Raw genomic sequence first — 24,136 nt, forward strand, 5'->3', positions numbered from 1 at the left:
AAACAGCGGCGACGAAAGAGCGGCCACGAAGAAGCGGCCATGAAAAAGCGACCCTCGGGTCGCTTTTTCGTGGGCACGCGGTGCCTGGACCACCGCGCGGAGGCCGATTCGCCTCAGAGCAGCATGCGCAGGTGCGCTTGCGCCTGCAGCAGCGGGGGCAGGCAGTGCTCGACCATCTGCTCCATGCTCATGCGCGTGGCGTGGACGCTGATGGCCATCGCGGCGACGGTGTCGCCCTTGTAGTTCTTCAGCGGCACGGCCACCGAGCGCAGGCCTTGCTCCAGCTCCTGGTCGATCAGCGCGTAACCCTGCGCGCGGGCGCGGGCGATCTCGATGCGCAGGCGCTCGGGATGCGTGATCGTGTGCGGGGTCAGGGCGCTCAGTTCCTGGCGGGCGATGAAGGCATCGACCTCGGCCTGCGGTTGCGCGGCCAGCAGCACGCGGCCGTTGCCGGTGCAGTAGGCCGGCACGCGGGTGCCCGGTTGCAGCGTCGGGGAGACCACGCGGCCTGCGCTCGTCGCCGAGATGCAGATCACGTCGTTGCCGTCCAGCACGCCGGCCGACGAGGCTTCCTTCATCGCGTACGCCAGCTTGTGCAGCTCGGGTTCGATGATGCGGGGCAGGCGGGCCGAGTGCATGTAGCTCTGACCCAGGCGCAGGACCTTGGGGGTCAGCGCGAACATCTTGCGATCCTGCGAGACGAAGCCCAGATGGGTCAGCGTCAGCAGGTAGCGGCGCGCGGCGGCGCGGGTCAGGCCGGTGCGGCCCGCGACCTCGCTGATGGTGAGGCGGGGACGTTCCTGATCGAAGGCTTCGATCACGGCCAGGCCTTTTTCCAGGCCGGCGACCAGATCGCGTTTCAGCGGACCGGTACGGACTTCAGCGTCAGGGGAGGGGGCGACCGCCTGGATGGCGGTCATTTCTTCATCGTGTGCTCGAGCAGCGGACATGGCGGGGAGGTGTCGTGCGTTTGACGCCCAAATCTGCTGGGCGTAAGCAGGTGATGTCCAAAACTATAGGGACAACCCTGTGAAGAATGTTTGCCAGGGCAATTGTTTTGTTCCGCCAATCGCACCCATGTGCATCAATTTGGTGCACTTGCTGCGCGCAACGCCCCACCGCCTCAAGAAAGCGGTGTTGTCCGGGCGTTCAGCAGGAAGTAGGTGCGCGAAACCGCGATCGGAGCGTCGCTAAGCAAGTCGTCAATAGTCAGACATCAATGCTGTGACGTCATACCCTACATATATGAGCGGTATGCGCCATCAAACCCGCAAAGTATCCCACGCGATGTGCGATTGGCGCCTACGTGGTCCTACGTGCGCCCATGACTATTTCTTTACCGCCCCCAACTTTTGGCTATGGGACAGCGCAAGGGACAGCCTCAGCCACCCCTCGCGCACCCGCACCAAAATGAGGTCATACAACCTGACGCCCGATCGGCGTCAGGAAATAAAGTCAGACGAATGCGGGATCAGACCCGTTCGACGATCACCGCGATGCCCTGACCGACGCCGATGCACATCGTGCACAGCGCATAACGGCCGTTCGTCCGGTGCAGCTGGTTGATCGCGGTCGTCACAAGCCGCGCGCCGCTGGCGCCCAGCGGGTGACCCAGCGCGATCGCGCCGCCGTTGGGATTCACGCGGACGTCGTCGTCCTTCAGCCCCAGGTCCCGCAACACGGCCAGGCCTTGCGCGGCGAAGGCCTCGTTGAGTTCGATCACGTCCATCTGATCCAGCGTCAGCCCGACCTGGGCCAGCACCTTGCGTGCGGCGGGGGCCGGGCCGATGCCCATGATGCGCGGCGCGACGCCGGCGGTGGCCATGCCTAGCACGCGCGCGCGCGGGGTCAGGCCGTGCCGGGCGATCGCGGATTCGCTGGCCAGCAGTAGCGCGCAGCTGCCGTCGTTGACCCCGGACGCGTTACCGGCGGTCACGCTACCGTCCGGTCGGACGACGCCCTTGAGCCGGGCCAGCGCCTCCAGGCTGGTCTCCCGCGGGTGCTCATCCTGACGGACCACCACCGCGTCGCCCTTCTTCTGGGGGATCGTGACCGGGCAGATCTCCGCGTCGAAGAAGCCGCTGCGTTGCGCGGCCAGCGCCTTGGTCTGGCTGGCCAGCGCCATGCGGTCCTGGGACTCGCGGTCGATGCCGAAGTCCACGGCGACGTTCTCGGCGGTCTCGGGCATCGCGTCGACGCCGTATTGGGCCTTCATCCGCGGATTGATGAAGCGCCAGCCGATGGTGGTGTCGTAGATGGCGTTGGCGCGGGAGAAGGCGCTCTCCGCCTTGGGCATCACGAACGGCGCGCGGCTCATGCTCTCGACGCCGCCGGCGATCAGCAGGTGGGCCTCACCGGCCCGGATCGCCCGCGCGGCGGAGCCGACCGCATCCATGCCCGACCCGCACAGGCGGTTCAGCGTCACGCCCGGCACGCCGATCGGCAAGCCGGCCAGCAGCGCCGACATGCGCGCGACGTTGCGGTTGTCCTCACCGGCCTGATTGGCGCAGCCGTAGAACACGTCGTCGACGGCTTCCCAGTCCAGCGATGCCTGCCGTGCCATCAGGGCCTGGATCGGGATCGCCCCCAGATCGTCCGCCCGGACGGAGGACAACGCGCCGCCATATCGCCCGAATGGGGTGCGTTGTGCATCGCAAATGAACGCGTGCATGCAAAGTCTCCTGAATATTTATGAGAATGCGAGGTCCGGGGGATCATAGGGGCCCCTAGGAAAAACCTGTGACAAGTTGCACGATCGCTCCTTGAACATGCGTGTCGCCGTCCGGATGACGCGCTTTTCATTTAAGTTGCGCCCCTCCGCAGCCGATGCTGCTGACGAGGGCGTCTGAACCGGGGCGCGGAACTACAAGAATGAAGGACAGATCGGCCGATCCGCTCATCGATGTGAACCAGCTGAAAGTCGGGATGTTCATCCATCTCGACCTCGGCTGGATGTCGCATCCCTTTCCGCTCAGCAGCTTCAAGCTGAGTTCGGAGGAGCAGCTGCTGATCCTGCGCCGGCTGGGCCTGAAGCAGGTCCGCTGGAGTCCGGGCAAGAGCGACCTGCCGCTCGAGGCCACCCCGATGCCGGCCGCCGTGGTCGCGCCGGTCGAGGCCGAGGCGGCCCGCGGCGCCGAGGACGAGGTCCGCGAGCGGCACCGCCGCCTGCTGGCCGAGCAGCGCGAGGCGCTGCTGCTGTGCGAGCGCCAGTACGCCGAGGCCGCCACCGCGCTGCGCGAGCTGATGGACCAGGTGCCCCGCGAACCGACCGATGCCCGCGATCGTTCCGCCGCGCTGTCCCGCGCGCTGCTGGACAAGATGCTGGTCGAGGGCGACATCAACATCCGGCTGCTCAACGAGGGCGCCGGGGACCGCGGCACCGCGCACGGACTGAACGTCGCGGTGATCGCGATGCTGCTGGGCCGTGCGTTCGGCCTGGGCCGCGACGAGATGCTGGATCTGGGCCAGGGCGCGCTGCTGCACGACATCGGGAAGATGGAGCTCACGCCCCGCTTCCGTCACCGCGACGACGCCTTCACCGCCGCCGAGGTCGCCGCCTATCAGCAGCACGTCGCCAAGGGCGTGGTGCTCGCCCAGAAGATGGGCGTGAGCGCGGGCCCGCTGCTGATCATCGCCCAGCACCACGAACACGCCGACGGCAGCGGTTTCCCGCAGCGTCTGAACGCCGACCGCATGAGCATCGGCGCGCGCATCGTCGCGCTCGTCAACCGTTTCGACGGCCTGTGCAATCCGCTGATCAGCTCCAAGGCGATGACGCCGCATGAGGCCTTGTCGCTGATGTTCGCGCAGGGCCGCAGCCGCTTCGACGCGACCATGCTCAACGCCTTCATCCGCATGATGGGCGTGTACCCGCCGGGCTCGGCCGTGCAGCTGACCGACGACCGCTACGCGCTGGTCGTGGCGGTCAACTCCTCGCGGCCGCTCAAGCCCAAGGTGATGGTCCACGACACCCGCGTGCCGCGCGACGAGGCGCTGGTCCTCAACCTGGAAGAGCTGCCCGACCTGGGCATCCGCCGCAGCGTGAAGCCGCAGCAGCTGCCGCGCGCGTCGCTGGACTACCTGAGCCCGCGCAGCCGCATCGCCTACTTCTTCGAATCCGCGGGCCCGACGTCCGCGCAGCCGTCCGGGGAGATGGCCGCGTGACCCTGTCCAGCCGAGCCGCCGCCGCGACCCCCGCGGCGTTCAACACCGCCTTCCTCCCGTTGATCGACGGGCTGCAGGAAGCGGTGTGGCTCGTGGACGCCCGCACGCATTGCGTGGTGGCGGTCAATGCCGCCTCGCAGCAGCTGCTGGGGCTGCTCTCCAAGGACCTGATCGGCGCGAGCATCGAATCGCTGGCCTCCACGCCCGAGGACGCGCTGTTCTGGATGGATGCCGCCATCGGCCGCCGCGAGCCGCTGCACACCGACACGATGATGCGCCACGCCGACGGCCGCATGTTGTGGGTGTCGCGTCGCATCAGCCACGTGGCGCAGCCGCAGGGCGACGGCCTCTGGCTCATCGCCATGCGCGACCAGACCCAGCAGCGCCACCATGACGAGGAGCGCGAGACGCTGCTCGCCGAGTTGCGCGCCACGCTCGAATCGACCGCCGACGGCATCCTGGTCACCGACCTGGCCGGCCGGATCCGCAGCTTCAACCAGCGGCTGGCGTCGCTGTGGGGCATCCCCGAGGATCTGCTCAACGATCGCAACGACGAGGCCGTGCAGGCCTGGATGCGGCGCAGCGTCGTCGATGGCGCGTCCTACGCGATGCGCCTGGGCGCGATCCAGGAATCACCGCTGCTGCACACCAGCGACAACCTGAAGCTGATCGACGGCCGCGTCCTCGAGCGCGTGTCGCTGCCGCAATGGAGCCGGGGCCGGCCCATCGGCCGCGTGTACTCGTTCCGCGACCTGAGCGAGAAGCTCGCCGCGCACCAGCGCATCGAGGAGCTGTCGCACAACGACATGCTCACCGGGCTGCCCAACCGGCGCGCGCTGATGGAACGCGTGGACTACGCGCAGGCCATGGCCCGCCGCGAGACGACGCCCTTCGCTCTGCTCAACGTCGACCTGGACCGCTTCAAGCAGATCAACGACACGCTGGGCCATTCCTACGGGGATCGCGTGCTCAAGGAGGTGGCGCTGCGTCTGAAGGAATCGCTGCGCGAGGTGGACACCGTGGCACGGCTGGACGGCGACGAGTTCGCGCTGCTGATCCATCAGGCCGACGCGCGCGGTGCGGAACACGCCGCCCGACGCGTCCAGGAAGCGATGTCCCGGCCGTTCTGCTTCGACACGCTGAGCTTCACCGTGACCTGCAGCACCGGCATCGCGCTGTTCCCCGGCGACGGTGCCAGCGCCGAGGAGCTGCTGGCCAGCGCCGAGCGCGCGATGCACTGGGTCAAGGAAAGCGGCCGCAGCGCGTTCCGCTTCCATCAGCCGCGCAAGGACGTGGACCTGCTGTCGCGCATGCGCCTGGACCACGCGATGCGCCAGGCACTGCAGGAACATGAATTCCGGCTGCACTTCCAACCGCAGGTGTCGCTGGAAACCGGTGAGCTGATCGGCGCCGAGGCGCTCATCCGCTGGCGCGATCCGCTGCGCGGCGACGTGCCGCCGTCCGAGTTCATCCCGGTGGCCGAGGAGAGCGGCTTCATCGTCGCCATCGGCCAGTGGGTGCTGCAGCAGGCGGTGGCGCAGGCCGCGGCGTGGTGGCAGAAGGGCCTGCGGGTACCGGTGGCGGTGAACGTGTCGGCGCTGCAGTTCCAGCAGACGCAGTTCGTCGAGCAGGTCGCGCAGGCGCTGCGCGCCCATGACCTGCCGCCGTCGCTGCTCGAGCTCGAGCTGACCGAGTCCGTGCTGCTGCGTGACGCCGACGAGGCACTGCATCGGATGCAGGCGCTGTCGGAACTCGGCGTGCTGATGGCCATCGACGACTTCGGCACCGGCTATTCGAGCCTCGGTTACCTGAAGCGTTTCCCCATCCAGCGTCTGAAGATCGACCGCAGTTTCATCAAGGGGCTGCCCGGCGACGCGAGCGACGCCGGCATCGTCAACGCCATCGTGCAGATGGGCCGCGCGCTCAACCTGAAGGTCATCGCTGAAGGTGTCGAGACGGACGCGCAACGCGAGTTCCTCGCCCGTTGCGGCTGCCACGAGTACCAGGGCTTCCTCTGCGCGCCCGCGCTGGAGACCCGCGCCTTCGAGGAGCGCCACGCGCAGATCGCGGCCCAGGCCGAGGCCGAGAAGGCCGTCCGGGCACAGGCCGCGCCGGCACCTCGTGCGGCGCGGGCCTCGGTGCACCTGCTGCGCGGCTGAGCGGCTGAGCGGAGCAGGGGTCGAGGTCGGGAGACCTCTCCACCCGGGCGCCGACGAGGGCGGCACAATGCGCCGATGGCCGACGTCGACGGCCGGGAGACACGCGTGCTGTACAAGTTCAAGTCGAAGGCCGGGGCGGACGTCATCATGCTGGCGGCCCATGGCGATCAGGCGCTGCAGGCGCTGGGACGCGAGCCCTCGTCGCAGGGCATCTTCCAGGCGGCCGACCTGGCCGCGCTGATCGCGCGCGGTGACGCGGCGATCGCCCAGGAGCAGCAGGCGCACGAGCGCGCCGTGGCCGAGGCGCAGGCCGAGGGCCGCAAGCCGCCGCCCGCGCCCGAGGTCGCGCTGCGGCAGCGCCTGTGGCCGCTGCTGGAGCTGCTGCGCGCGGCGCAGGCCGCCAACACCGATGTCGTCTGGGGCGTTTGAGTGGAATCGACCTTGATCCTGGCGATCCGCCACGGCGAGACCGCCTGGAACCGCGAAGGCCGGCTGCAAGGCCATCTGAACGAGCCGCTGAACGCGCTGGGCCTGCGCCAGGCCGAACGCGTCGGTGCGGCGCTCGCGGATCAGCCGATCGCCGCGGTCTACGCCAGCGACCTGGACCGCGCCGCGGTCACCGCGCGTCACATCGCCGGGCCGCATGGCCTGACGGTCCGCATCGACACGCGCTTGCGCGAGCGCGCGTTCGGCGTGCACGAGGGCAAGCTCTGGGCCGACATCGAGGCCGCGTTCCCCGAGGACGCGCTGCGCTGGCGGCGTCGCGATCCGGGCTACGCGCCCGAGGGCGGCGAGAGCCTGACCGCGCTGTCCGAGCGGGTCGTCGGCGCGGTGTCCGAACTGGCCGCCGCGCATCCGGGCCAGACCATCGCCGTGGTGGCGCATGGCGGCGTGCTGGACTGCCTGTACCGGGCGGCCACCCGGGTCGAGCTGCAGGCGCCGCGCAGCTGGGTGCTGGGCAACGCGGCGATCAACCGGCTGCTGCATTCGCCGGAGGGGTTCACGCTCGTGGGCTGGAACGACGACCACCACCTGCAGGGGCTGGTGCTGGATGACCCCGGCGTGCCGGGCTTCATGCCGGGGGCCTTGCAGACCGCCAAGGCCTGATCAGAACGACAGAGGCGCCGAGACGAGCGCCCGTTGAGGAGACAAATGACCGACGCACAGATCATCGTGCTCGCGACGCCGGTGTTCTTCGCCCTGATCGGGCTGGAGTACTGGATCGGCGTGCGCCGCGGCCGCAACACCTACCGGCTCAATGACGCCATCAGCAGCATCGCGCTGGGCATGCTCAGCCAGGTGGTGGGCGTGCTGACGAAGCTCTTCACGCTCGGGATCTACACCTGGGTCTTCCAGCACGCGGCGCTGCTGTCGCTGGACGCGAGCGCCTGGTGGGTGTGGCTGCTCGGCCTGCTGTTCTACGACTTCCTTTATTACTGGCACCACCGCCTCGGACACACGACAGCGCTGCTCTGGGCCGCCCACGCCGTCCACCATCAGAGCGAGGACTACAACCTCTCCACCGCCTTGCGCCAGACCGGCAGCGGCTGGCTGGTGGGCTGGATCTTCTACATGCCGATGGCGATCCTGGGCTTCCCGCCGCTGGTCTACGCGGTGGTCGCGCTCATCGATCTGCTCTACCAGTTCTGGGTCCACACGCAGCAGGTTGGCAAGCTCGGCTGGTTCGACCGCTGGTTCTGCTCGCCGTCCAATCACCGCGTGCATCACGCCGTCAACGACCCCTATCTCGATCGCAACTACGGCGGAATCCTCATCATCTGGGACCGGATGTTCGGCAGCTTCCAGGAGGAGCTGGACGCGGAACCCTGCGTCTATGGCACCCGGGACGCGCTCCAGAGCTGGAACCCGTGGACCGCCAACGTCCAGGTCTACGCCAAGCTGCTGAGCAAGACCCGGCACATGCCGCGCTGGCGCGACAAACTGCGGCTGTGGTGGGAGCCAGCGCATTGGGAACCCGGTGTCGGCGCGCGGATAGCGCCCGGATACGACCCCCATGCCCGCGCGCTATTCGACCCTAGGGTTTCCCCTGCGCACGGGGTGGCGGCGTCGGTGATGTTCGTGGCGCTGCTGATCGCGGTCGCGCTGTTCCTCTGGAACGCGCATCGATTGGGCACCTTGGGCCAGATCGCCGTGCTGGCGGGGCTCCTGGCGGGGCAGGTCTTGACGGCCCGGCTTCTTACACCTTCCAGAGGGGCGTCCCACCCCTAACGGGGAACTGTTGCAATTTCGCGTCGGGCGTTATGGGTGCGTGCAACGCACTTCTATACTCCGCACACCTTGCAGTAAAGCCATTGAGCCAGACCGGCTGAAACCTCCAACTGGATGAAGGTGGGTATGAAGAAGATTGCAATCGCAGCGGCCGTCGCGGCCCTTTCCGCTCCGGCATTCGCGCAAAGCTCCGTGACGCTCTGGGGCCGTATCAACACCTCGGTTGAAAGCATCAAGACCAACGGCGGCGACCGCGTCGCTTCGGTGATCAACAACAATTCCCGCCTGGGTTTCAAGGGCACGGAAGACCTGGGTGGCGGCCTGAAGGCCTCGTTCGCCCTGGAACACGGCCTGAACTCGGACGATGGTCGTCAGACCAGCTCGGCCTTCTGGAACCGTGAAGCCAGCGTGCAGCTGGCTGGCGACTTCGGCGCGATCCGCCTGGGCCGCTGGACCCCCGGTTCCTACTACGCCACCGCCGACTACGTGTCGATGCACAACCACGACACCGGCACGTCGGAAGACAAGCTGTACTCGGGCGCCGGCTTCACGCAGACCAACAAGGTCGGCTACTTCACCCCGAACATCGGCGGCTTCAACGGTGAGTTCACCGTGCATGCCGGTGAAGGCGCTCCGGGCGAAGCCCGTGGCTACGACGCCGCCCTGAACTACGACCAGGGCCCCCTGCACCTGGGCGCCGGTTACTCCAAGCAAGGCGACGCCAACCAGTGGGCCGTCCGCGGCCTGTATGAGCTGGGCGCCTGGACCTTCGGCGGCTACGCGCAGCGCGAAGACGTGTCGGGTCTGCCGGGCAAGGACACCCGCTGGATCGGCCGCGCCGCCGTGATGTACACGATGGGCCAGTCGGAATACCACTTCAACATCGGTGGCACGAAGGCCGGTGGCGCGTCGTTCAACAGCGGCCGCAACGGTGGCAAGCAGTGGACCGTCGCCTACAACTACAACCTGAGCAAGCGCACCAAGGTGTACGCGTTCTACACGGCCGTCGACGCGACGACCCCGAACAAGCAGGGTGACCTGAACTCGTTCGCCCTGGGCGTCCGCCACAACTTCTGATCCTCGGATCAGTGACCCGTCCTGAACTGCGTTGACAGTCTCGGACGGTTGTAAAGGTCGGCGTCAGCCGACCAGTAGCGCCCGATGCACAGCATCGGGCGTTTGCATTTTCAGCGACAAATGCAGTCGCTCCTCGTTGTAGATCTGGACCGACTCTTGCACCATCCGCCTGGCTTCCTTCAGGTCGTTGGGCCTGTCCAGCAGGAACTCCATTTTCAGGATCCCGTTGACCCGCTCGGCCAACGCGTTCTGGTAGCAGTCATACCCGTCTGTCATCGAGCAGGTCAGTCCATGCCGTCCGTGCAGCTCCTGGTAGAGCGTCGAGCAGTACTGGATCCCTCGATCCGAGTGATGCACCAGCCGCTGTCTGGTCTTCCTCCCTTTGAGCGCAACCTTCAGCGCTTGCGCCACTTCCTCCGTTTGAAGACTCGCGTGCACGTGCCAGCCCACGATCTTTCTTGAATACGCGTCCGTGACCAGGCTCAGGTAAACGAATCGCCCCGCCGTCGGCAGATACGTGATGTCAGCCACCCAGACCTGTTCCGGCCCGGTTGGCCTGATCTGCTCCGGCCCAGGCTTGAGCAGGTTCGGATGACGCCTGAAGCGGTGATGGCTATCGGTGGTCTTGTGATACGCCCTGCGCGGCGCCACCAGCAACCTCGCGTTGCGAAGCACATCAAACATCGCATCTCGCCCCACGCTGATGCCTTGGCGCTCCAGCGGCTCGCGCAGCATGCAATGCAACTTTCGCGTACCCACCCGCGGCTGCCTCAGTCGCCTCTCCCGCACCAGACTCACCACCGCCTGCGCCCTCTGCGCCAGCGCTGCCTGGCGGCAGCGGTCCTGGTAATAAGCCTGACGGCTTATGCCCATGTGTCGGCAAGCCCCGCTGACGCTCAACCCTTGGACAAGGTCTTGCTCGAGGACTTGCCTGAAGGCTTTTTTACGACGCGTACTCCGTAATCCTTCTTCAACACATCGATCACGGCTTCAAACAGCTGCGCCTTCTGCTGCGCTTCCTTGAGCTGTACTTGCAACGCCTTGATCTGCTGCTCCGGCGTCAGCGGCGTGGGGGTCTTGTCTATCGGCATGGCTGCCGATGATGCCCCAGCTCCCCAGCCCAGGCGACCATGTTTGCGCAGCCACTTCAACACCGTCGATCGGCCCTGGATGCCGTACTCGGCCTGTGCCTGCCGATAGGTCAGCTCCCCCCTCTCCACCTGCGCCACGACCGCCAACTTAAAGGCCATCGTGTAATCGCGCTGCGTTCTCTTGATCCCCTTATCCATCGATCCCGCCCTTTCAGCGAGCCCGAGGTGTCAACGTGGGGCAGGACGGGTCACAGGCACGACAAAGGCGCTCCTCGGAGCGCCTTTTTCATTGGTCGACCGGTCTTGGGATCGCTTGAGATCGATCGGTGGATCGCCTCGCGCAACGCGGTGCAACGCGGCGGATGACGCCGCCGCGCGGCGCTCACTCGTTGTCGAAAAGCTGCCCGGCCTGCTTCGGCGGGGCCACGCCCAGGTGCCGATAGGCGGCGAGGGTGGCGATGCGTCCCCGCGGCGTGCGCTGCAGGAAACCCTGCTGGATCAGGTAGGGCTCGATGACGTCCTCGATCGTGCCCGGCTCCTCGCCGATCGCCGCGGCGACGTTGTCCAGTCCGACCGGTCCGCCGTCGAACCGGTGCACCACCGCCTCGAGGAGCTTGCGGTCCATGAGGTCGAAGCCCAGCGGGTCGACGTCCAGCATCGCCAGCGCCTTCTCCGCGATCGCGCGGGTGATGTTGCCGTCGCCCTTGACCTCGGCGTAATCGCGCACGCGGCGCAGCAGCCGGTTGGCGATACGCGGCGTGCCCCGCGAGCGCCGCGCCACTTCCAGCGCCCCCGCCGATTCGATCGGCGCGCCCAGCAGCGAAGCCGACCGGGTCACGATGCGCTGCAACTCCTCGGCCGTGTAGAACTCGAGCCGCGCCACGATGCCGAAGCGGTCCCGCAGCGGATTGGTCAGCATGCCGGCACGCGTGGTGGCGCCCACCAGCGTGAACGGCTGCAGGTCCAGCTTGATCGACCGGGCCGCCGGACCCTCGCCGATCATGATGTCGATCTGGTAGTCCTCGAGCGCCGGATACAGGATCTCCTCGACGACCGGCGAGAGCCGATGGATCTCGTCGATGAACAGCACGTCATTGCGCTCGAGGTTGGTCAGGATGGCCGCCAGGTCCTTGGGTTTCTCCAGCACCGGCCCGCTGGTCTGACGCAGGTTGACGCCCAGTTCGGCCGCCACGATGTGGCTCAGGGTCGTCTTGCCCAGCCCCGGAGGACCGAACAGCAGCACGTGATCCAGCGCCTCGCGGCGCTTGCGGGCCGCGCCGATGAAGATCTCCAGCTGCTCGCGGGCCTTGGCCTGACCGACGTACTCGTCGAGCAGCTTGGGCCGCAGCGCGCGCTCGATCGCGTCCTCGTTGGGCGAGGTGGGATGCGCGCTGATCAGGCGGGCCTGTTGCGGCGCGGGGGTGAAGTCGTCGGTCTGGATGCTCATGGCATGCGCGTGCGCGTCGGGAGGCTCGGTCGGGATCCGATCATGACAGGTGCTTCATCGCCAGCTTGATGCCGTCGCTGACGCCCACGTCCGCCGGCAGCGTCTTGAGCGCGGCGCCGGCTTCCTTCTCGCTGTACCCCAGCGCGACCAGCGCCTGCAGGATGTCGGCCTGCGCGTCGTTGGCCACGGACACCGGCTGCGACAGGTCGGGGCTGAGCTTGCCCTTGAGCTCCAGCAGCAGGCGCTCGGCCGTCTTCTTGCCGATGCCCGGCACCTTCACCAGGCGGCCCGCTTCCTGCTGCGACACCGCCTGCGCGAGGTCGCCCACCGACATGCCCGACAGCAGCGACAGCGCCATCTTCGGTCCGACGCCGCTGATCTTGATCAGCAGGCGGAAGGTGGCGCGTTCCTCGGCGGTCAGGAAACCGAAGAGCACATGCGCGTCCTCGCGGATGCTGAGGTGGGTCAGCAGCGTGGCGCGTTCACCCAGGCCCGGCAGGTTGAAGAAGGTGCTCATCGGCACGTCGACTTCGTAGCCGACGCCTTGCACGTCGATGAGGACCTGCGGGGGCGATTTTTCCGCGATGACGCCGCTGAGCTTGCCGATCATGGGCGCGGATTATCCGCGTTCGGCACGGGCTGGCGTGCGATTTGCTGGATGTTTGTCCAGTATTTTCCCGAGGCCGCGCGCAAGCGGCGGGTCGCGGGATCAGTTGCGTCCGAACAGGCCCAGGCGCTGCGCCTCGAGCGCGGCCTCGGCGCGAGAGCTCACGTTGAGCTTGCGGTAGATCTGCTTGACGTAGTCGGCGATCGTGTGACGCGACAGGCCCAGCTGCACGCCGATCTCGGGCAGCGTGAAGCCCTTGGCCACGCGCAGCAGCACCTCGGTCTCGCGGTCGGTGAGCGAGACCTCGTGCAGCACCTGCGCCGCCTGCGGACGGCGCTGCGAGGTGAAGTAGGCGATGACCTTGCGGGCGATCGACGGCGACAGCGGCGGCTCGCCCTGGCTGATGCGCTGCAGCTGCTCGACGAGCAGCTCACGCGACTGCTCCTTGAGCAGGTAGCCGAAGGCGCCGGCCTGCAGCGCGGGGAAGAGGTGCTCGTCGTCGTCGTGGATGGTGACGATGACCGACTGGACCTCGGGCTGCTTCTCGCGCAGCGCGGAGATCACGTCCACGCCGGAGCCATCGGGCAGCCCCAGGTCCAGCAGCGCGAGCGTGAATCGCTGCGAGTTGACCTGCTGGAGCGCGTCCTGCACCCGGGAGCATTCGGTGACGACCGCGTTGGCGAAGACCTGCTTGACCAGGACCTTGAGCCAGGCGCGGATTTCGGGAATGTCTTCGAGGAGCAGGATGTGGTTCATGGCGCGGGATTCTTGCTCAGGAATGCAAGCCTGGCGGGAAGCCTGGCGGGTCGATGCAACGGTACGGCTTTCTCGACGGGCTGACCATCCTGATCTACGCCGGAGTGTGGCGCTCTCGGCAATGGATCACGCCGGGGGCGCTTATTCAGCGCCCATGCGGCGCGCGTTCATCGATCACAGCGGGATCGTGAGCCGGATGACGGTGCCCCAGCCGGGACCGGATTCGACCAGGCACTGGCCATGCATCTGCTTGGCGCGCGCCTTCATGCTGGCCATGCCGTGTCCCTTGTCCAGGCGACCTTCGAGCTCCAGCGGGATGCCTTGTCCGTTGTCCTGGATCACCACCGAGAAGTACCCATCCTGCGCCGAGCAGCTGATCACGCAATGCGTGGCGCCGCTGTGCTTGATGATGTTGCTGACCGACTCGCGCAGGATGCGCGTGGTCTGGACATAGGCCCGCGCGGGGAAGGTGTGCTCGATGTCCTCGGCCGGGGATTTCCACTCGGCCAGGATGTTGGCCTGGGCGAGCCGGGAGACCACCTCGGCCCGCCAGTCGCCCAGCGCGTCGAGCAACTGCACCGGCTTGCCGGTCAGGCCGCGCACCGACAGGCGCATTTCCTCGAGCGCCTCGCGCGCGAGCGTGGAGATCCGGTCCGATTCGCTGGTGTGCACGATCGTGAGCAGCTTGGCGCCGAGGTCGTCGTGCAGGTCCGCCGCGATGCGCTTGCGCTCGCGCTCCGTGACCTGCTCGAGCTTGGCCTCGGCGACCTGGTCGAAATGGCGCTCCAGCTCGGCGATGCGCTCTTGCAGGCGGAGTTCGCCTTGCAGCACGGCGGTCTCCGACTGCGACAAGGCACGGGCGAACTCGCGCACGCGGTGCAGCCCCAGTCCCAGCAGCGACAGCGGTCCGAGGATGCCCGCCAGACCGCTGCCGGGCAGGAACCACGCGGCCAGCACCGCGAGCACGCCGAAGCCGATCAGCACGCAGCACAGGACGAAATCGGGGCGCGGATAACGTTCCTCGAGCGTCGGCAGGAACATGTCCTGCCACAGCTGCCAGAGGTGCCAGGCCATCGCCACGAGCAACTGCGCGCCCAGCCACCACAGCGCGAAGGCCGCGATGCGCGCGGACGGCACCGGCAGCAGCAGCGCGGCCGGGAAGAGGAAGGCCTGGGCCAGCAGCGCGCGATGCAGGCGTCGATCGCGCCGGCGCATGCGGCGCATCAGGTAGTGCACCGCGCACCAGAGCAGCCACGGCGCGAGGATCACCGCGATCGCGGTCTGCCAGGACGACAGCGGCGACAGTCCGACCATCACCACCCAGCCCGGCATCAGCGCCAGCAGCCAGGCGATGTGGCGCTGCGCGCGGCGCTGCCAGATCAGCAGGCCCAGCGCGAAGGCCATCAGCACGAGCGCGGACTGCAGACCGTAGGCCAGTTGCGGCGCCAGCCGCGCCCACAAGGTGGTGAAGGACCAGGCCGAGGCGCCGTCCGCGCCGGCGACCGCGGCGCCAGCGACCTGCGCGAGGCAGACCGGCACCGCCAGCGACAACGCGATCGCGGCGCCCGCGGCGGTGCGTCTGGAGGCTCCCTGCGTCGCGGGCGACGACGCCATGTCGCTGCGGCCGGCGGCCATGCCTTCTTGTTCTGTGGTCCGGTGCATGGGGGGCGATTGTGCAGGCGCGGCACGCGCGCGGCGCGTCGGCGCGCGACAATACCGCCCTCAACCCCCCTGAATACGGAGCCAGTGCCGCCTTGAACCTGCGCCACGCCTTCACCCCCGCCGACAACCGGCGTCTGTCGCACCTGTGCGGCCCCCTGGACGAGCACCTGCGCCAGATCGAGGCTGGCCTCGGCGTGCGCATCACCCACCGTGCTGAGCACTTCAATGTTGAGGGCGAGCGCGCTCCGGCGCAGCGTGCGGTGACGCTGCTCGAAACCCTGTATGCACGCGCCGACCGGGCCATCCCCGGCGAGTCGCTGCGGCTGGCGATCGTCGAGGCCGCCAATGACGTCAGCGCGCCGGCGCGCGCCGCCGCCGGGGACGCGGGCGAGGGCGGTGACAGCCTCGTGCTGCGCACGCGGCGCGCCGACCTGGCCGGCCGCACGCCCAACCAGCATCACTACCTGCGACGCATCCTCGCGCACGACATCAGCTTCGGCATTGGTCCGGCCGGCACGGGCAAGACCTTCCTCGCGGTGGCCTGCGCGGTGGACGCGCTCGAGCGCTCGACGGTGCAACGCATCATCCTGACCCGGCCGGCCGTGGAAGCCGGCGAGCGCCTCGGCTTCCTGCCCGGTGACCTGACGCAGAAGGTCGATCCCTATCTGCGGCCGCTGTACGACGCGCTGTATGACCTGATGGGTTTCGACCGCGTGACCAAGGCCTTCGAGAAGGGGCAGCTGGAGATCGCGCCGCTGGCCTTCATGCGGGGCCGGACGCTGAATCACGCGTTCGTGATCCTGGACGAGGCGCAGAACACGACGCCCGAGCAGATGAAGATGTTCCTCACCCGCATCGGCTTCGGCAGCAAGTGCGTGGTGACCGGCGACACGAGCCAGATCGACCTGCCGCGCGGCATGCACAGCGGACTGGTCGATGCGGAGCAGGTGCTCGACGGCGTCGATGGGATCGCCATCACGCGCTTCAACCGGACCGACGTCGTGCGTCACCCGCTGGTGGCGAGCATCGTGCAGGCCTACGAGGAGCGGGCGGAGGAGCAGGCGCGTGAGGAGGCCCGCGAGCAGCAGGCCCGCGAGGCCCAGTTCGCCGAGGAGCGCGAGGAGCGCCGCCAGCGAGCGCTGCGCTTGAGCCAGGCCGCGCCGCGTTTCGACGACGAGCGCCCGGCACCGGTCGCCGCGACGAAGAAGGTCCCGGTGAAGAAGGCGCCGGCTGCGAAGAAGACCGCGACGAAAGCGAAGGCGGTCGTCTCCAAGAAGGTCGCGGTGAAGAAGCCCGCCGTGAAGAAACCTGCCGCCAAACCCGCGGTGAAACGGGCCGCCACGAAGCGCCCGGGAGCCGCCCGATGAGCCGACCCGAACTGAGCCTGTCGCTGCAATTCGCCGACCCGCGCCACAAGGCGCTGCTGCCGCGGCACAAGGTGATCCGCTGGATGCGCGCCGCGCTGGAGCTGCCCGGCGAGATCACGGTGCGCATCGTCGATGCCGAAGAGGGCCAGTCGCTCAACCGCGAGTACCGGTCCAAGGACTACGCGACCAACGTGCTGACCTTCGACTACACGCATGAACCGGTCGTCGCCGCCGATCTGGTGATCTGCGCGGAGGTCGTCGAGCGCGAGGCCAAGGAGATGGGCCTGGACCTGGCCGCGCATTACGCGCACATGCTGGTCCACGGCACCCTGCACGCGCAGGGTTACGACCACGAGGAAGACGACGAGGCCGAATGCATGGAGGCGCGCGAGACCGAGGTGATGCTCGGCCTGGGCTTCGCGGATCCCTACGACAAGCGCTGAGCGCTACTGCTGCGTTCCGAGGTAGCGCTTGCGCCAGAAGAAGGCGCCCAGGCCGATGGCGGTGACGACCATCACGCCCACCGCGATCCAGAAGCCGGTGGCGGCGTGGATCAGCGGGATCGTGTCGAAGTTCATGCCGAACACGCCGGTGATCAGGTTCAGCGGCAGGAAGATGGCCGTGAGCACGGTCAGCGTCCGCATGATGTTGTTGGTGCGCTCGCCGGTGAGCGAGAAGTGCATCTGCACCGAGGTCTCCGCCGAGGTCTCCAGCCGCCGCACATGGGTCAGCACGCGCTCGACGTGCTCGAGCACGTCGCGCGACCGCACGCGAAGCAGCTCGCGCTCGCGCTCGGCGCGGGCGTCGCCGACTGGCCATTCGCCCAGCGCGTCGATCCATTCCTGGACGGCGCTGCGCTGGTCCTCGCAGAGGTCCTCCAGGCGAGACAGCGTGTCGCGCGCGTGCAGCACGACCGGCCAGTCGCGGAAATGGCCGCGCAGCAGCAGGCCCTGCAGCGTCGTGAGCTGACGGGTCAGCAGCCGGCGCAGGTCCAGGTAGCTGTCCACCATGTGGTTGACCATGCGCAGCATCAGCTCCGCGGGGCTGGTCGGCAGCCGCGAGCTGCCGCGCAGGTCGCGGCCTTCCTGCTGCGCGCCGAGCTTGCCGGCGAAGTAGTCGCGCAACGAGCACTCGCCCGGATGCACGGTGATCAGCACGCGGTCGAAGACGGCGAACCCCACCGGGCTGGTGTCGATCGCCTTCAGCGCCTCGTTGACCGCGGCGGCGTTGCGGGGCTCGTCCTCGCCCAGGTACTGCTGACTCCCAGGCATCGTCGCGAGGCGGCGGAAGACCATCAGGTCATACCAGCTCGTGTAGTCGAAGTGCGAGGGCAGTTGCGGATTCATCAGATCCGACACATGCAGGTCGAGCAGCTGCGCGCCGGTCCAGCGCATCAGCCGCTGCTGCAGCCCGCCGAGCTGGAGCTCGAACTCGCGCCGCGGCAGGCCGATCCACAGGAAGCCCTCCGCGGGCGGCTCGTCGGGCAGGGCGGCGAGCTCCTCGTAGGTGGCCTCACCGAGATGGAAGATGCGCATCGGGGCGATCGGGCAGGTGGCGTTCCCTGGCGTCGTCATGCGACGTCGGGCGGCGTCAGGCGCCGTCGCGCAGCAGGCGGGCCGCGTCCATCGCGAAGTAGGTGAGGATGCCGTCGGCGCCGGCGCGCTTGAACGCGAGCAGCGCCTCGAGCATCACCGCGTCATGGTCCAGCCAGCCGTTCGCGGCGGCCGCCTTGATCATGGCGTACTCGCCGCTGACCTGATACGCGAAGGTCGGGACCTTGAACTCGTCCTTCACGCGCCGGACGATGTCCAGGTAGGGCAGGCCGGGCTTGACCATCACCATGTCCGCGCCCTCGGCCAGGTCCAGGCCGACCTCGCGCAGCGCCTCGTCGGTGTTGCCCGGGTCCATCTGATAGGTCTTCTTGTCGGCCTTGCCGAGGTTGGTCCGCGAGCCCACCGCGTCGCGGAACGGGCCGTAGAAGGCGCTGGCGTACTTGGCGCTGTAGGCCATGATCCGCGTGTGGATGTGGCTGTCGGCCTCGAGCGCCGCGCGGATCGCGCCGATGCGGCCGTCCATCATGTCGCTGGGCGCGACGATGTCCACGCCCGCCCGGGCCTGGACCAGCGCCTGCGCCTTGAGCAGCTCCACGGTGCGGTCGTTCAGGATGTAGCCCTGCTCGTCGAGCACGCCGTCCTGGCCGTGGCTGGTGTACGGATCCAGCGCCACGTCGGTCAGCACGCCCAGCCCGGGCACGCGCTCCTTGAGCGCGCGCACGACGCGGGGGATGAGGCCGTCCGGGTTGGTCGCCTCGATGCCGTCGGGCGTCTTCAGGCCGGGCTCGATCGCCGGGAACAGCGCCATCACCGGGATGCCCAGCGCGACACATTCCTCGGCCACCGGGATCAGCCGGTCCAGGCTCAGCCGGGACACGCCGGGCATGGGGGTGATCGGCTCGACGCGGTTCTCGCCCTCATGGACGAAGACGGGATAGATCAGGTCGCTGGCGTGCAGCCGGTGTTCGCGGACCAGCGCCCGGGTGAAGGCATCGCGACGCAGGCGACGGGGGCGGCTGGCGGGATAAGGTGCGGGAAGTTGCATGGTTTCCGAGAAATACCACCGGGATGAGGGGCGTCTAGGTGGAAAGACGTAGATTCAGAAATTCGGCAGATCTGTTAAAGTCGCTCCTGAATGATAGCCGTTGGTTGTCATTCCCTGCTTTTCCTCCCTGAGCAGGAGCCTTAGCGTGATGACAGCGATAAGGCTTTCCGACCCCGGCTGTGAAGCCGGGGTTTTTTTTCGCGCCGTCCATAATGCCGTGATGCTCTGGATCAAAGCGCTTCACATCATCTTCGTCTCCGCGTGGTTCGCCGGCCTGTTCTACCTGCCGCGGATCTTCGTCAACCTGGCCATGGTCCCCGCCGACAGCCACGCCGAACGCGAGCGGCTGCTGCTGATGGCGCTGAAGCTCTACCGCTTCAGCAGCGGGCTGATGGTGATGGCGCTGCTGTTCGGCGGCATCCTCTGGTTGTATTACGGCATCGGCCGCGGTCCGGGCAACGGCTGGATGCACGCCAAGCTGACGCTGGTCGTCCTCGCGATCGGGTTCCACCACGTCTGCCGCGCGTACCTGCGCAAGTTCGAGCTGATCGCCAACCGCCGCAGCCACAAGTGGTTCCGCGTGTTCAACGAGATCTCGGTGCTGCTGTTCGGGGCGATCGTGATCCTGGTCGTCGTCAAACCGTTCTGATCCGTGATGCCCAGGCGCAGTTCCGCCACCTGGCTGGCCCTGTGCTACGCCGTGCTGGTGATCTATGCCAGCCTGTATCCGTTCTGGCCCTGGCGCATGCCGCCCAGCCTGCCCTGGCCCGGCATCGTCGGCCTGCCCTGGCCGCGCTACTGGGGCCGCTTCGACGTGTGGATCAACGTGGCCGGCTACTGGCCGCTGGGCCTGCTGTGCTTCTCGGCGGTGGTGCGCAGCGGCGGCGGGCTGTGGCGCGCGCTGCTGCTGACGCTGGTGGGGTTGCCGCTGCTGTCGTTCTCCATGGAGACGCTGCAGTACTTCCTGCCCGGCCGCGTGCCGTCGCTGGCGGACTTCCTGCTCAACAGCGCCGGTGCGGCGCTCGGCGCGCTGTGCGCGTGGGCCGTGCTGTGGCTGGGCGGACTGGAACGCTGGAACGGCTGGCGCGAGCGCTGGTTCGTGCCGCACAGCGCCGGCGCGCTGGCGCTGCTGGCGATGTGGCCGGTGGGACTGCTCTATCCCGCGCCGCTGCCGCTGGGGCTGGGCCAGCTCTTCCCGAGGCTGCGGGAATGGGCGGAGATGCTGCTCGAGAACACCCCGTGGGAACTCGTCCCCAAGGAGCTCGCCGACGAGCTGCCCCTGCCGCCCGGCCTGGAGGCCATCGCCATCGCGATGGGCCTGCTTGCGCCGTGCCTGCTGGCGCTGTCGGTGGCGCGGCCGGGATGGCGCCGCGCGCTGCTGGTGCTGGGCGCGCTGGCGATCGGCATCACCACGACGGCCTGGTCCACGCTGCTGAATTTCGGTCCCGATCACGCCTGGGCGTGGCTGACCGCGACGACCGCGCCGGGCCTGATCATCGGCGGCGTGCTCGCGCTGCTGGCGGCGTTCATGTCGCGCCGCGCCAATGCGGCCTGGGGCCTGGTGGTGCTGACCGCGCTGATCGCGCTGATGGCCGAGGCCCCTTCCGATCCCTACCTCATCGAGAGCCTCCAGTTCTGGGAGCAGGGCCGCTTCGTCAACCTCTACGGCCTGGCGCAGTGGGTGGGCTGGTTGTGGCCCTTCGCGGCGCTGGCCTGGCTGCTCTACGGTGTGACCGCGCGTGACGGATCGCACGAACGATCGCTTGGTGGAAACCCTGAAACTACAATCGACCGATGAGCTCCCCCAGCTACTACCAACGCCACATCTTCTTCTGCCTGAACCAGCGCGACGGTGAGAACGCCTGTCTGCAGCACAACGCGCAAGAGGCCTTCGACCATTGCAAGAAGCGCGTGAAGGCCGAGAAGCTGGCCGGCAAGGGCGGCGTGCGCGTCAACAAGGCGGGCTGCCTGGATCGCTGCGCCGGCGGCCCGGTGGCGGTCGTGTACCCGGACGCGGTCTGGTACACCTTCGTCGACCACAGCGACATCGACGAGATCGTCGAGCGCCATCTGAAGCACGGCGAGGTCGTCGACCGCCTCGTGCTCGACGACTCCGTCGGCCGCTGACCGGAGCCCGCAGCCATGAACGCTCAGACCCAGCGCCGGCAGATCGCCGGTCCGGCCGGCGAGATCGAATGCGCCATCGATGAACCCGCGGTCGACGCGGGCCCGTTGCGCGGTGTCGTCGTGATCTGCCACCCCAACCCGACGCAGGGCGGGACGATGGACAACAAGGTCGTCCAGACGATCGCGCGCGCCTTCGTCCATCAGGGCTATCGCACCGTGCGCTTCAACTTCCGCGGCATCGGCCAGTCCGCCGGCGCGTGGGACGAAGGCCGCGGCGAGGTCGACGATGCGCTGGCCGTGATCGCCGCGTTCCGCGACGCCGCGCTGCCGCTGGCGCTGGCGGGGTTCTCCTTCGGCGGCTTCGTCGCGTCGCAGGCGGCGCTCCGGCTCGAGCAGCCCGCCGAGCGCCTGCTGCTGGTGGGCCCCGCGGCCAGCCGCTTCGGCGTGGCGACGGTGCCCGCCGATACCGTCGTGATCCACGGCGAACAGGACGATGTGGTGCCGCTGAGCGCGGTGCTGGACTGGGCGCGCCCGCAGGCGTTGCCGGTCATCGTGGTGCCCGGTGTCGGGCATTTCTTCCATGGGCAGTTGCCGCTGCTCAAGAGCTTGGTGACGCGCAGCTGGCATGCCGCCGGCGAGGCGCGCGCCTAAGGACCTCCCTCGACATGAAACGATTCCTCGCATCCCTGGCCCTCGGCGTGGGCCTGTCCAGCTTCCTGATGACGACCGGCGCCTCGGCGCAGGCGCTGACGCCGCCCGAGATCGCGGCGCGCAATTTCGTGCTGCTGGACCTGACGACCAATCAGACGCTCGCCGAGCGCGATGCCGACACGCCGCAGGATCCCGCGTCGCTGACCAAGCTGATGACGGCCTACATCGTCTTCGACGCGCTCAAGGCCAAGCGCCTGACGCTGGACCAGACGCTGACCGTGTCCAAGCGCGCCTGGGACGAGCGCAAGGGCGACCCGTCGCTGATGTTCATCGACACCACGATGACGCCCAAGGTCGACGAGCTGATCCGCGGCATGATCATCCAGTCGGGCAATGACGCCTCGGTCGCGCTGGCCGAGGGCGTGGGCGGCACCGTCGAGCAGTTCGTCGCGATGATGAACAAGCAGGCGCAGGCCTGGGGTCTGAAGAACACGTCGTTCAAGAACGTCACCGGCATCACCGAGCCGGGTCACAAGACGAGCGCCCGCGACATCGCGGTCATCTTCTCGCACGTGATCCAGGACTATCCGCAGTACTACGCCGAGTACTACTCCAAGCGCGAGTACACGTTCAACAAGATCAAGCAGTCCAACCGCAACATGCTGCTGGGCCGCGATCCGTCGGTGGACGGCGGCAAGACCGGCTACACCGATGCCGCCGGCTACTGCCTGGCCGCCAGCGCCCAGCGCGACGTGCCCAACGGCAAGCGCCGCCTGCTGAGCGTGGTGATGGGCACCGCGTCCAAGGAAGCGCGCGCCACCGAGAGCCAGAAGCTGCTGAACTGGGGCTACGCCGCGTTCGACGCGGTGCGCCTGTTCGAGAAGAACCAGCCGATCACCACGGTCAAGGTCTGGAAGGGCGCGGCGCCGGAAGCCAAGCTGGGCGCGGCCGACGCGGTCTTCGTCGCGGTGCCGCGCGGCGAGGGCGGCAAGCTCAAGACCGACATCCAGCGCACCGACCCGCTGGTCGCGCCGCTGGCGCTCAACCAGCGCGTGGGCACGCTGAAGGTGACGACGGCCGGCGGCGCGCCGGTGGCCGAGGTCCCGCTGGTCGTGCAGCAGGAAGTGCCGCTGGCCGGCATCTTCGGCCGCGCCTGGGACGCGATCCGTCTCTGGATCAAGTAAGCGCCGGACAGCCCGCACGCCCGCCGCGCGGTCCCTCGCCTCAAGGCCCCTCGCTTGCCGGGGTTGGCGCGGGGGGCCAGCGGCGTACAGTCGGTGGCCATGGCGTGACCACTTGCGGGAGCCACCGATGACCATGCCCTGGGCCGATCTGCCCTGCTACCTGAACGGCCACCTCGGCCGCCTGGGCGATGCCCGGGTGCCGGTCATGGACCGCGGCTTCCTCTTTGGCGACGGCGTCTACGAGGCCATCCCGGTCTACGCGCGACGGCTGTTCCGCGTGGATGACCACCTCGACCGGCTCGGCCGCAGCCTCAAGGCGCTGCGCATCGAGGACCCGTACGAGCGCGAGGCCTGGCTGGATCTGCTGCGCAGCCTCGTGGCGCACCTGCCCGAGGTCCAGGATCAGTCCATCTACCTGCAGGTCACGCGCGGCGTCGCGGCGCGCGGCCATGCGATGCCGACGGACATCGAGCCGACGGTGCTCGCGTACACGCAGCCGCTGCCGGCGCTGTCCGTCGAGCAGCGCCATCAGGGCCTGAGCTGCGTCACGGCGCGCGACCTTCGCTGGCAGCGCGGCGACATCAAGAGCATCTCGATGCTGGGCAACGTGCTGGCGAGGCAGGCGGCGGTCGATCAGGGCGCCGACGAGACGGTGCTGATCCGCGACGGGCAGGTGACCGAAGGCTCCAGCAGCAATGTCTGGATCGTGCGCGATGGCGCGCTGCTGACGCCGCCGCCGGGCGAGACGCTGCTGGAAGGCGTGCGCGTGCGGCTGCTGCAGGAGCTCTGCGAGGAGCTCGGCATCGCCTGCAATCGCTGCCCGATCGCTGAATCGGAACTGCTGACGGCGGACGAGATCCTGCTGACCTCGGCCAGCAAGGAGGTCGCGCCGGTCACGCGGCTGGACCGCGAACCGGTCGGCCACGGCGCGCTGCGCGGCAAGCCCGGACCGATCTACGCGAAGCTCTACGAGGCGTACCAGCGGGCCAAGGTCTTGCAAAGCCTGTGACCGCCTCC

Annotated in this window: 22 protein-coding genes and 1 pseudogene; 14 read left to right on the forward strand and 9 right to left on the reverse strand. The window is 68.2% G+C overall.

Annotated elements, in window-relative coordinates; genetic code table 11:
• Positions 1-113: 113 nt before the first annotated feature.
• Both ACNI65_RS26105 and pcaF read right to left on the reverse strand, forming a co-directional pair.
• A complete protein-coding gene (locus ACNI65_RS26105; RefSeq protein ID WP_416760482.1) occupies positions 114-920 on the reverse strand; it encodes an IclR family transcriptional regulator domain-containing protein in 807 nt (268 codons plus the stop codon).
• Positions 921-1,471: 551 nt separating this feature from the next.
• Positions 1,472-2,671: a 3-oxoadipyl-CoA thiolase gene (gene pcaF, locus ACNI65_RS26110; RefSeq protein WP_416760483.1), complete on the reverse strand. Its 1,200-nt coding sequence runs from the start codon at positions 2,669-2,671 to the stop codon at positions 1,472-1,474.
• A gap of 200 nt (positions 2,672-2,871) precedes the next feature.
• On the opposite strand from pcaF, the gene ACNI65_RS26115 reads away from it, so the two are divergent.
• From ACNI65_RS26115 to ACNI65_RS26140, 6 genes are all read left to right on the forward strand, one after another.
• The gene (locus ACNI65_RS26115) at positions 2,872-4,164 is read left to right on the forward strand and encodes an HD-GYP domain-containing protein (RefSeq protein WP_416760484.1); all 1,293 of its coding nucleotides are present in this window, start codon (positions 2,872-2,874) and stop codon (positions 4,162-4,164) included.
• Entirely contained in the window at positions 4,161-6,323 is a 2,163-nt protein-coding gene (locus ACNI65_RS26120; protein WP_416760485.1) for a putative bifunctional diguanylate cyclase/phosphodiesterase, read from the forward strand. The genes ACNI65_RS26115 and ACNI65_RS26120 overlap by 4 nt, the downstream gene beginning before the upstream one ends.
• 75 nt (positions 6,324-6,398) lie before the next feature.
• Positions 6,399-6,752 (forward strand): DUF1840 domain-containing protein, encoded by a 354-nt coding sequence (locus ACNI65_RS26125; RefSeq protein ID WP_416760486.1) that lies wholly within the window; start codon positions 6,399-6,401, stop codon positions 6,750-6,752.
• The gene (locus tag ACNI65_RS26130; protein ID WP_416760487.1) at positions 6,753-7,430 is read left to right on the forward strand and encodes a histidine phosphatase family protein; all 678 of its coding nucleotides are present in this window, start codon (positions 6,753-6,755) and stop codon (positions 7,428-7,430) included.
• Positions 7,431-7,475: 45 nt separating this feature from the next.
• Positions 7,476-8,552, forward strand: coding sequence for a sterol desaturase family protein (locus ACNI65_RS26135; protein WP_416760488.1), 1,077 nt, complete (start codon positions 7,476-7,478; stop codon positions 8,550-8,552).
• A gap of 126 nt (positions 8,553-8,678) precedes the next feature.
• Positions 8,679-9,629 carry a porin gene (locus ACNI65_RS26140; RefSeq protein ID WP_416760489.1) on the forward strand — a complete coding sequence of 317 codons (951 nt, stop codon included), beginning with the start codon at positions 8,679-8,681 and terminating at the stop codon, positions 9,627-9,629.
• A 63-nt stretch (positions 9,630-9,692) separates the two neighbouring features.
• Here the strand turns inward: ACNI65_RS26140 and ACNI65_RS26145 are convergent.
• The 5 genes from ACNI65_RS26145 to ACNI65_RS26165 all read right to left on the reverse strand — a co-directional run bounded on the left by ACNI65_RS26145 (position 9,693) and on the right by ACNI65_RS26165 (position 15,192).
• A protein-coding gene (locus ACNI65_RS26145) for an IS3 family transposase (protein WP_416760490.1) occupies positions 9,693-10,918 on the reverse strand; the annotation gives its coding sequence in 2 pieces (ribosomal slippage) (positions 9,693-10,576 and positions 10,576-10,918; 1,227 coding nt in all).
• Between the two features lie 184 nt (positions 10,919-11,102).
• Positions 11,103-12,167, reverse strand: coding sequence for a Holliday junction branch migration DNA helicase RuvB (gene ruvB, locus ACNI65_RS26150; RefSeq protein ID WP_416760491.1), 1,065 nt, complete (start codon positions 12,165-12,167; stop codon positions 11,103-11,105).
• A 40-nt stretch (positions 12,168-12,207) separates the two neighbouring features.
• On the reverse strand, positions 12,208-12,777 hold the full coding sequence (gene ruvA, locus ACNI65_RS26155; RefSeq protein ID WP_416760492.1) for a Holliday junction branch migration protein RuvA: 570 nt from the start codon (positions 12,775-12,777) through the stop codon (positions 12,208-12,210).
• 99 nt (positions 12,778-12,876) lie between these two features.
• On the reverse strand, positions 12,877-13,530 hold the full coding sequence (locus ACNI65_RS26160; RefSeq protein ID WP_067069232.1) for a response regulator: 654 nt from the start codon (positions 13,528-13,530) through the stop codon (positions 12,877-12,879).
• Positions 13,531-13,704: 174 nt separating this feature from the next.
• A complete protein-coding gene (locus ACNI65_RS26165; RefSeq protein ID WP_416760493.1) occupies positions 13,705-15,192 on the reverse strand; it encodes a sensor histidine kinase in 1,488 nt (495 codons plus the stop codon).
• 92 nt (positions 15,193-15,284) lie between these two features.
• Between ACNI65_RS26165 and ACNI65_RS26170 the strand changes: the two are divergent.
• Positions 15,285-16,259: pseudogene (locus ACNI65_RS26170) on the forward strand (PhoH family protein); the annotation flags it as partial.
• A 296-nt stretch (positions 16,260-16,555) separates the two neighbouring features.
• Positions 16,556-17,002, forward strand: coding sequence for an rRNA maturation RNase YbeY (gene ybeY, locus ACNI65_RS26175; protein WP_416760494.1), 447 nt, complete (start codon positions 16,556-16,558; stop codon positions 17,000-17,002).
• A 3-nt stretch (positions 17,003-17,005) separates the two neighbouring features.
• Here ybeY and ACNI65_RS26180 read toward each other — a convergent pair whose 3' ends face one another.
• Together ACNI65_RS26180 and hemB are read right to left on the reverse strand one after the other, a co-directional pair.
• Complete coding sequence (locus ACNI65_RS26180; RefSeq protein WP_416763707.1) at positions 17,006-18,094, reverse strand: magnesium transporter CorA family protein; 1,089 nt, start codon at positions 18,092-18,094, stop codon at positions 17,006-17,008.
• Between the two features lie 55 nt (positions 18,095-18,149).
• Positions 18,150-19,157: a porphobilinogen synthase gene (gene hemB, locus ACNI65_RS26185; protein ID WP_416760495.1), complete on the reverse strand. Its 1,008-nt coding sequence runs from the start codon at positions 19,155-19,157 to the stop codon at positions 18,150-18,152.
• A gap of 220 nt (positions 19,158-19,377) precedes the next feature.
• Between hemB and ACNI65_RS26190 the strand changes: the two genes are divergently transcribed.
• From ACNI65_RS26190 to ACNI65_RS26215, 6 genes are all read left to right on the forward strand, one after another.
• The gene (locus ACNI65_RS26190; RefSeq protein ID WP_416760496.1) at positions 19,378-19,806 is read left to right on the forward strand and encodes a CopD family protein; all 429 of its coding nucleotides are present in this window, start codon (positions 19,378-19,380) and stop codon (positions 19,804-19,806) included.
• Between the two features lie 6 nt (positions 19,807-19,812).
• Positions 19,813-20,955 carry a VanZ family protein gene (locus ACNI65_RS26195; RefSeq protein ID WP_416760497.1) on the forward strand — a complete coding sequence of 381 codons (1,143 nt, stop codon included), beginning with the start codon at positions 19,813-19,815 and terminating at the stop codon, positions 20,953-20,955.
• Positions 20,952-21,284: a (2Fe-2S) ferredoxin domain-containing protein gene (locus ACNI65_RS26200; protein ID WP_416760498.1), complete on the forward strand. Its 333-nt coding sequence runs from the start codon at positions 20,952-20,954 to the stop codon at positions 21,282-21,284. The genes ACNI65_RS26195 and ACNI65_RS26200 overlap by 4 nt, the downstream gene beginning before the upstream one ends.
• Positions 21,285-21,299: 15 nt before the next feature.
• Entirely contained in the window at positions 21,300-21,935 is a 636-nt protein-coding gene (locus tag ACNI65_RS26205; protein ID WP_416760499.1) for an alpha/beta hydrolase, read from the forward strand.
• Between the two features lie 14 nt (positions 21,936-21,949).
• Positions 21,950-23,119 (forward strand): D-alanyl-D-alanine carboxypeptidase family protein, encoded by a 1,170-nt coding sequence (locus ACNI65_RS26210; RefSeq protein WP_416760500.1) that lies wholly within the window; start codon positions 21,950-21,952, stop codon positions 23,117-23,119.
• A gap of 127 nt (positions 23,120-23,246) precedes the next feature.
• Positions 23,247-24,128, forward strand: coding sequence for a D-amino acid aminotransferase (locus tag ACNI65_RS26215; protein WP_416760501.1), 882 nt, complete (start codon positions 23,247-23,249; stop codon positions 24,126-24,128).
• Positions 24,129-24,136: the final 8 nt, after the last annotated feature.

Source organism: Roseateles sp. So40a, from assembly GCF_048081605.1.
Lineage (GTDB): Bacteria > Pseudomonadota > Gammaproteobacteria > Burkholderiales > Burkholderiaceae_C > Roseateles.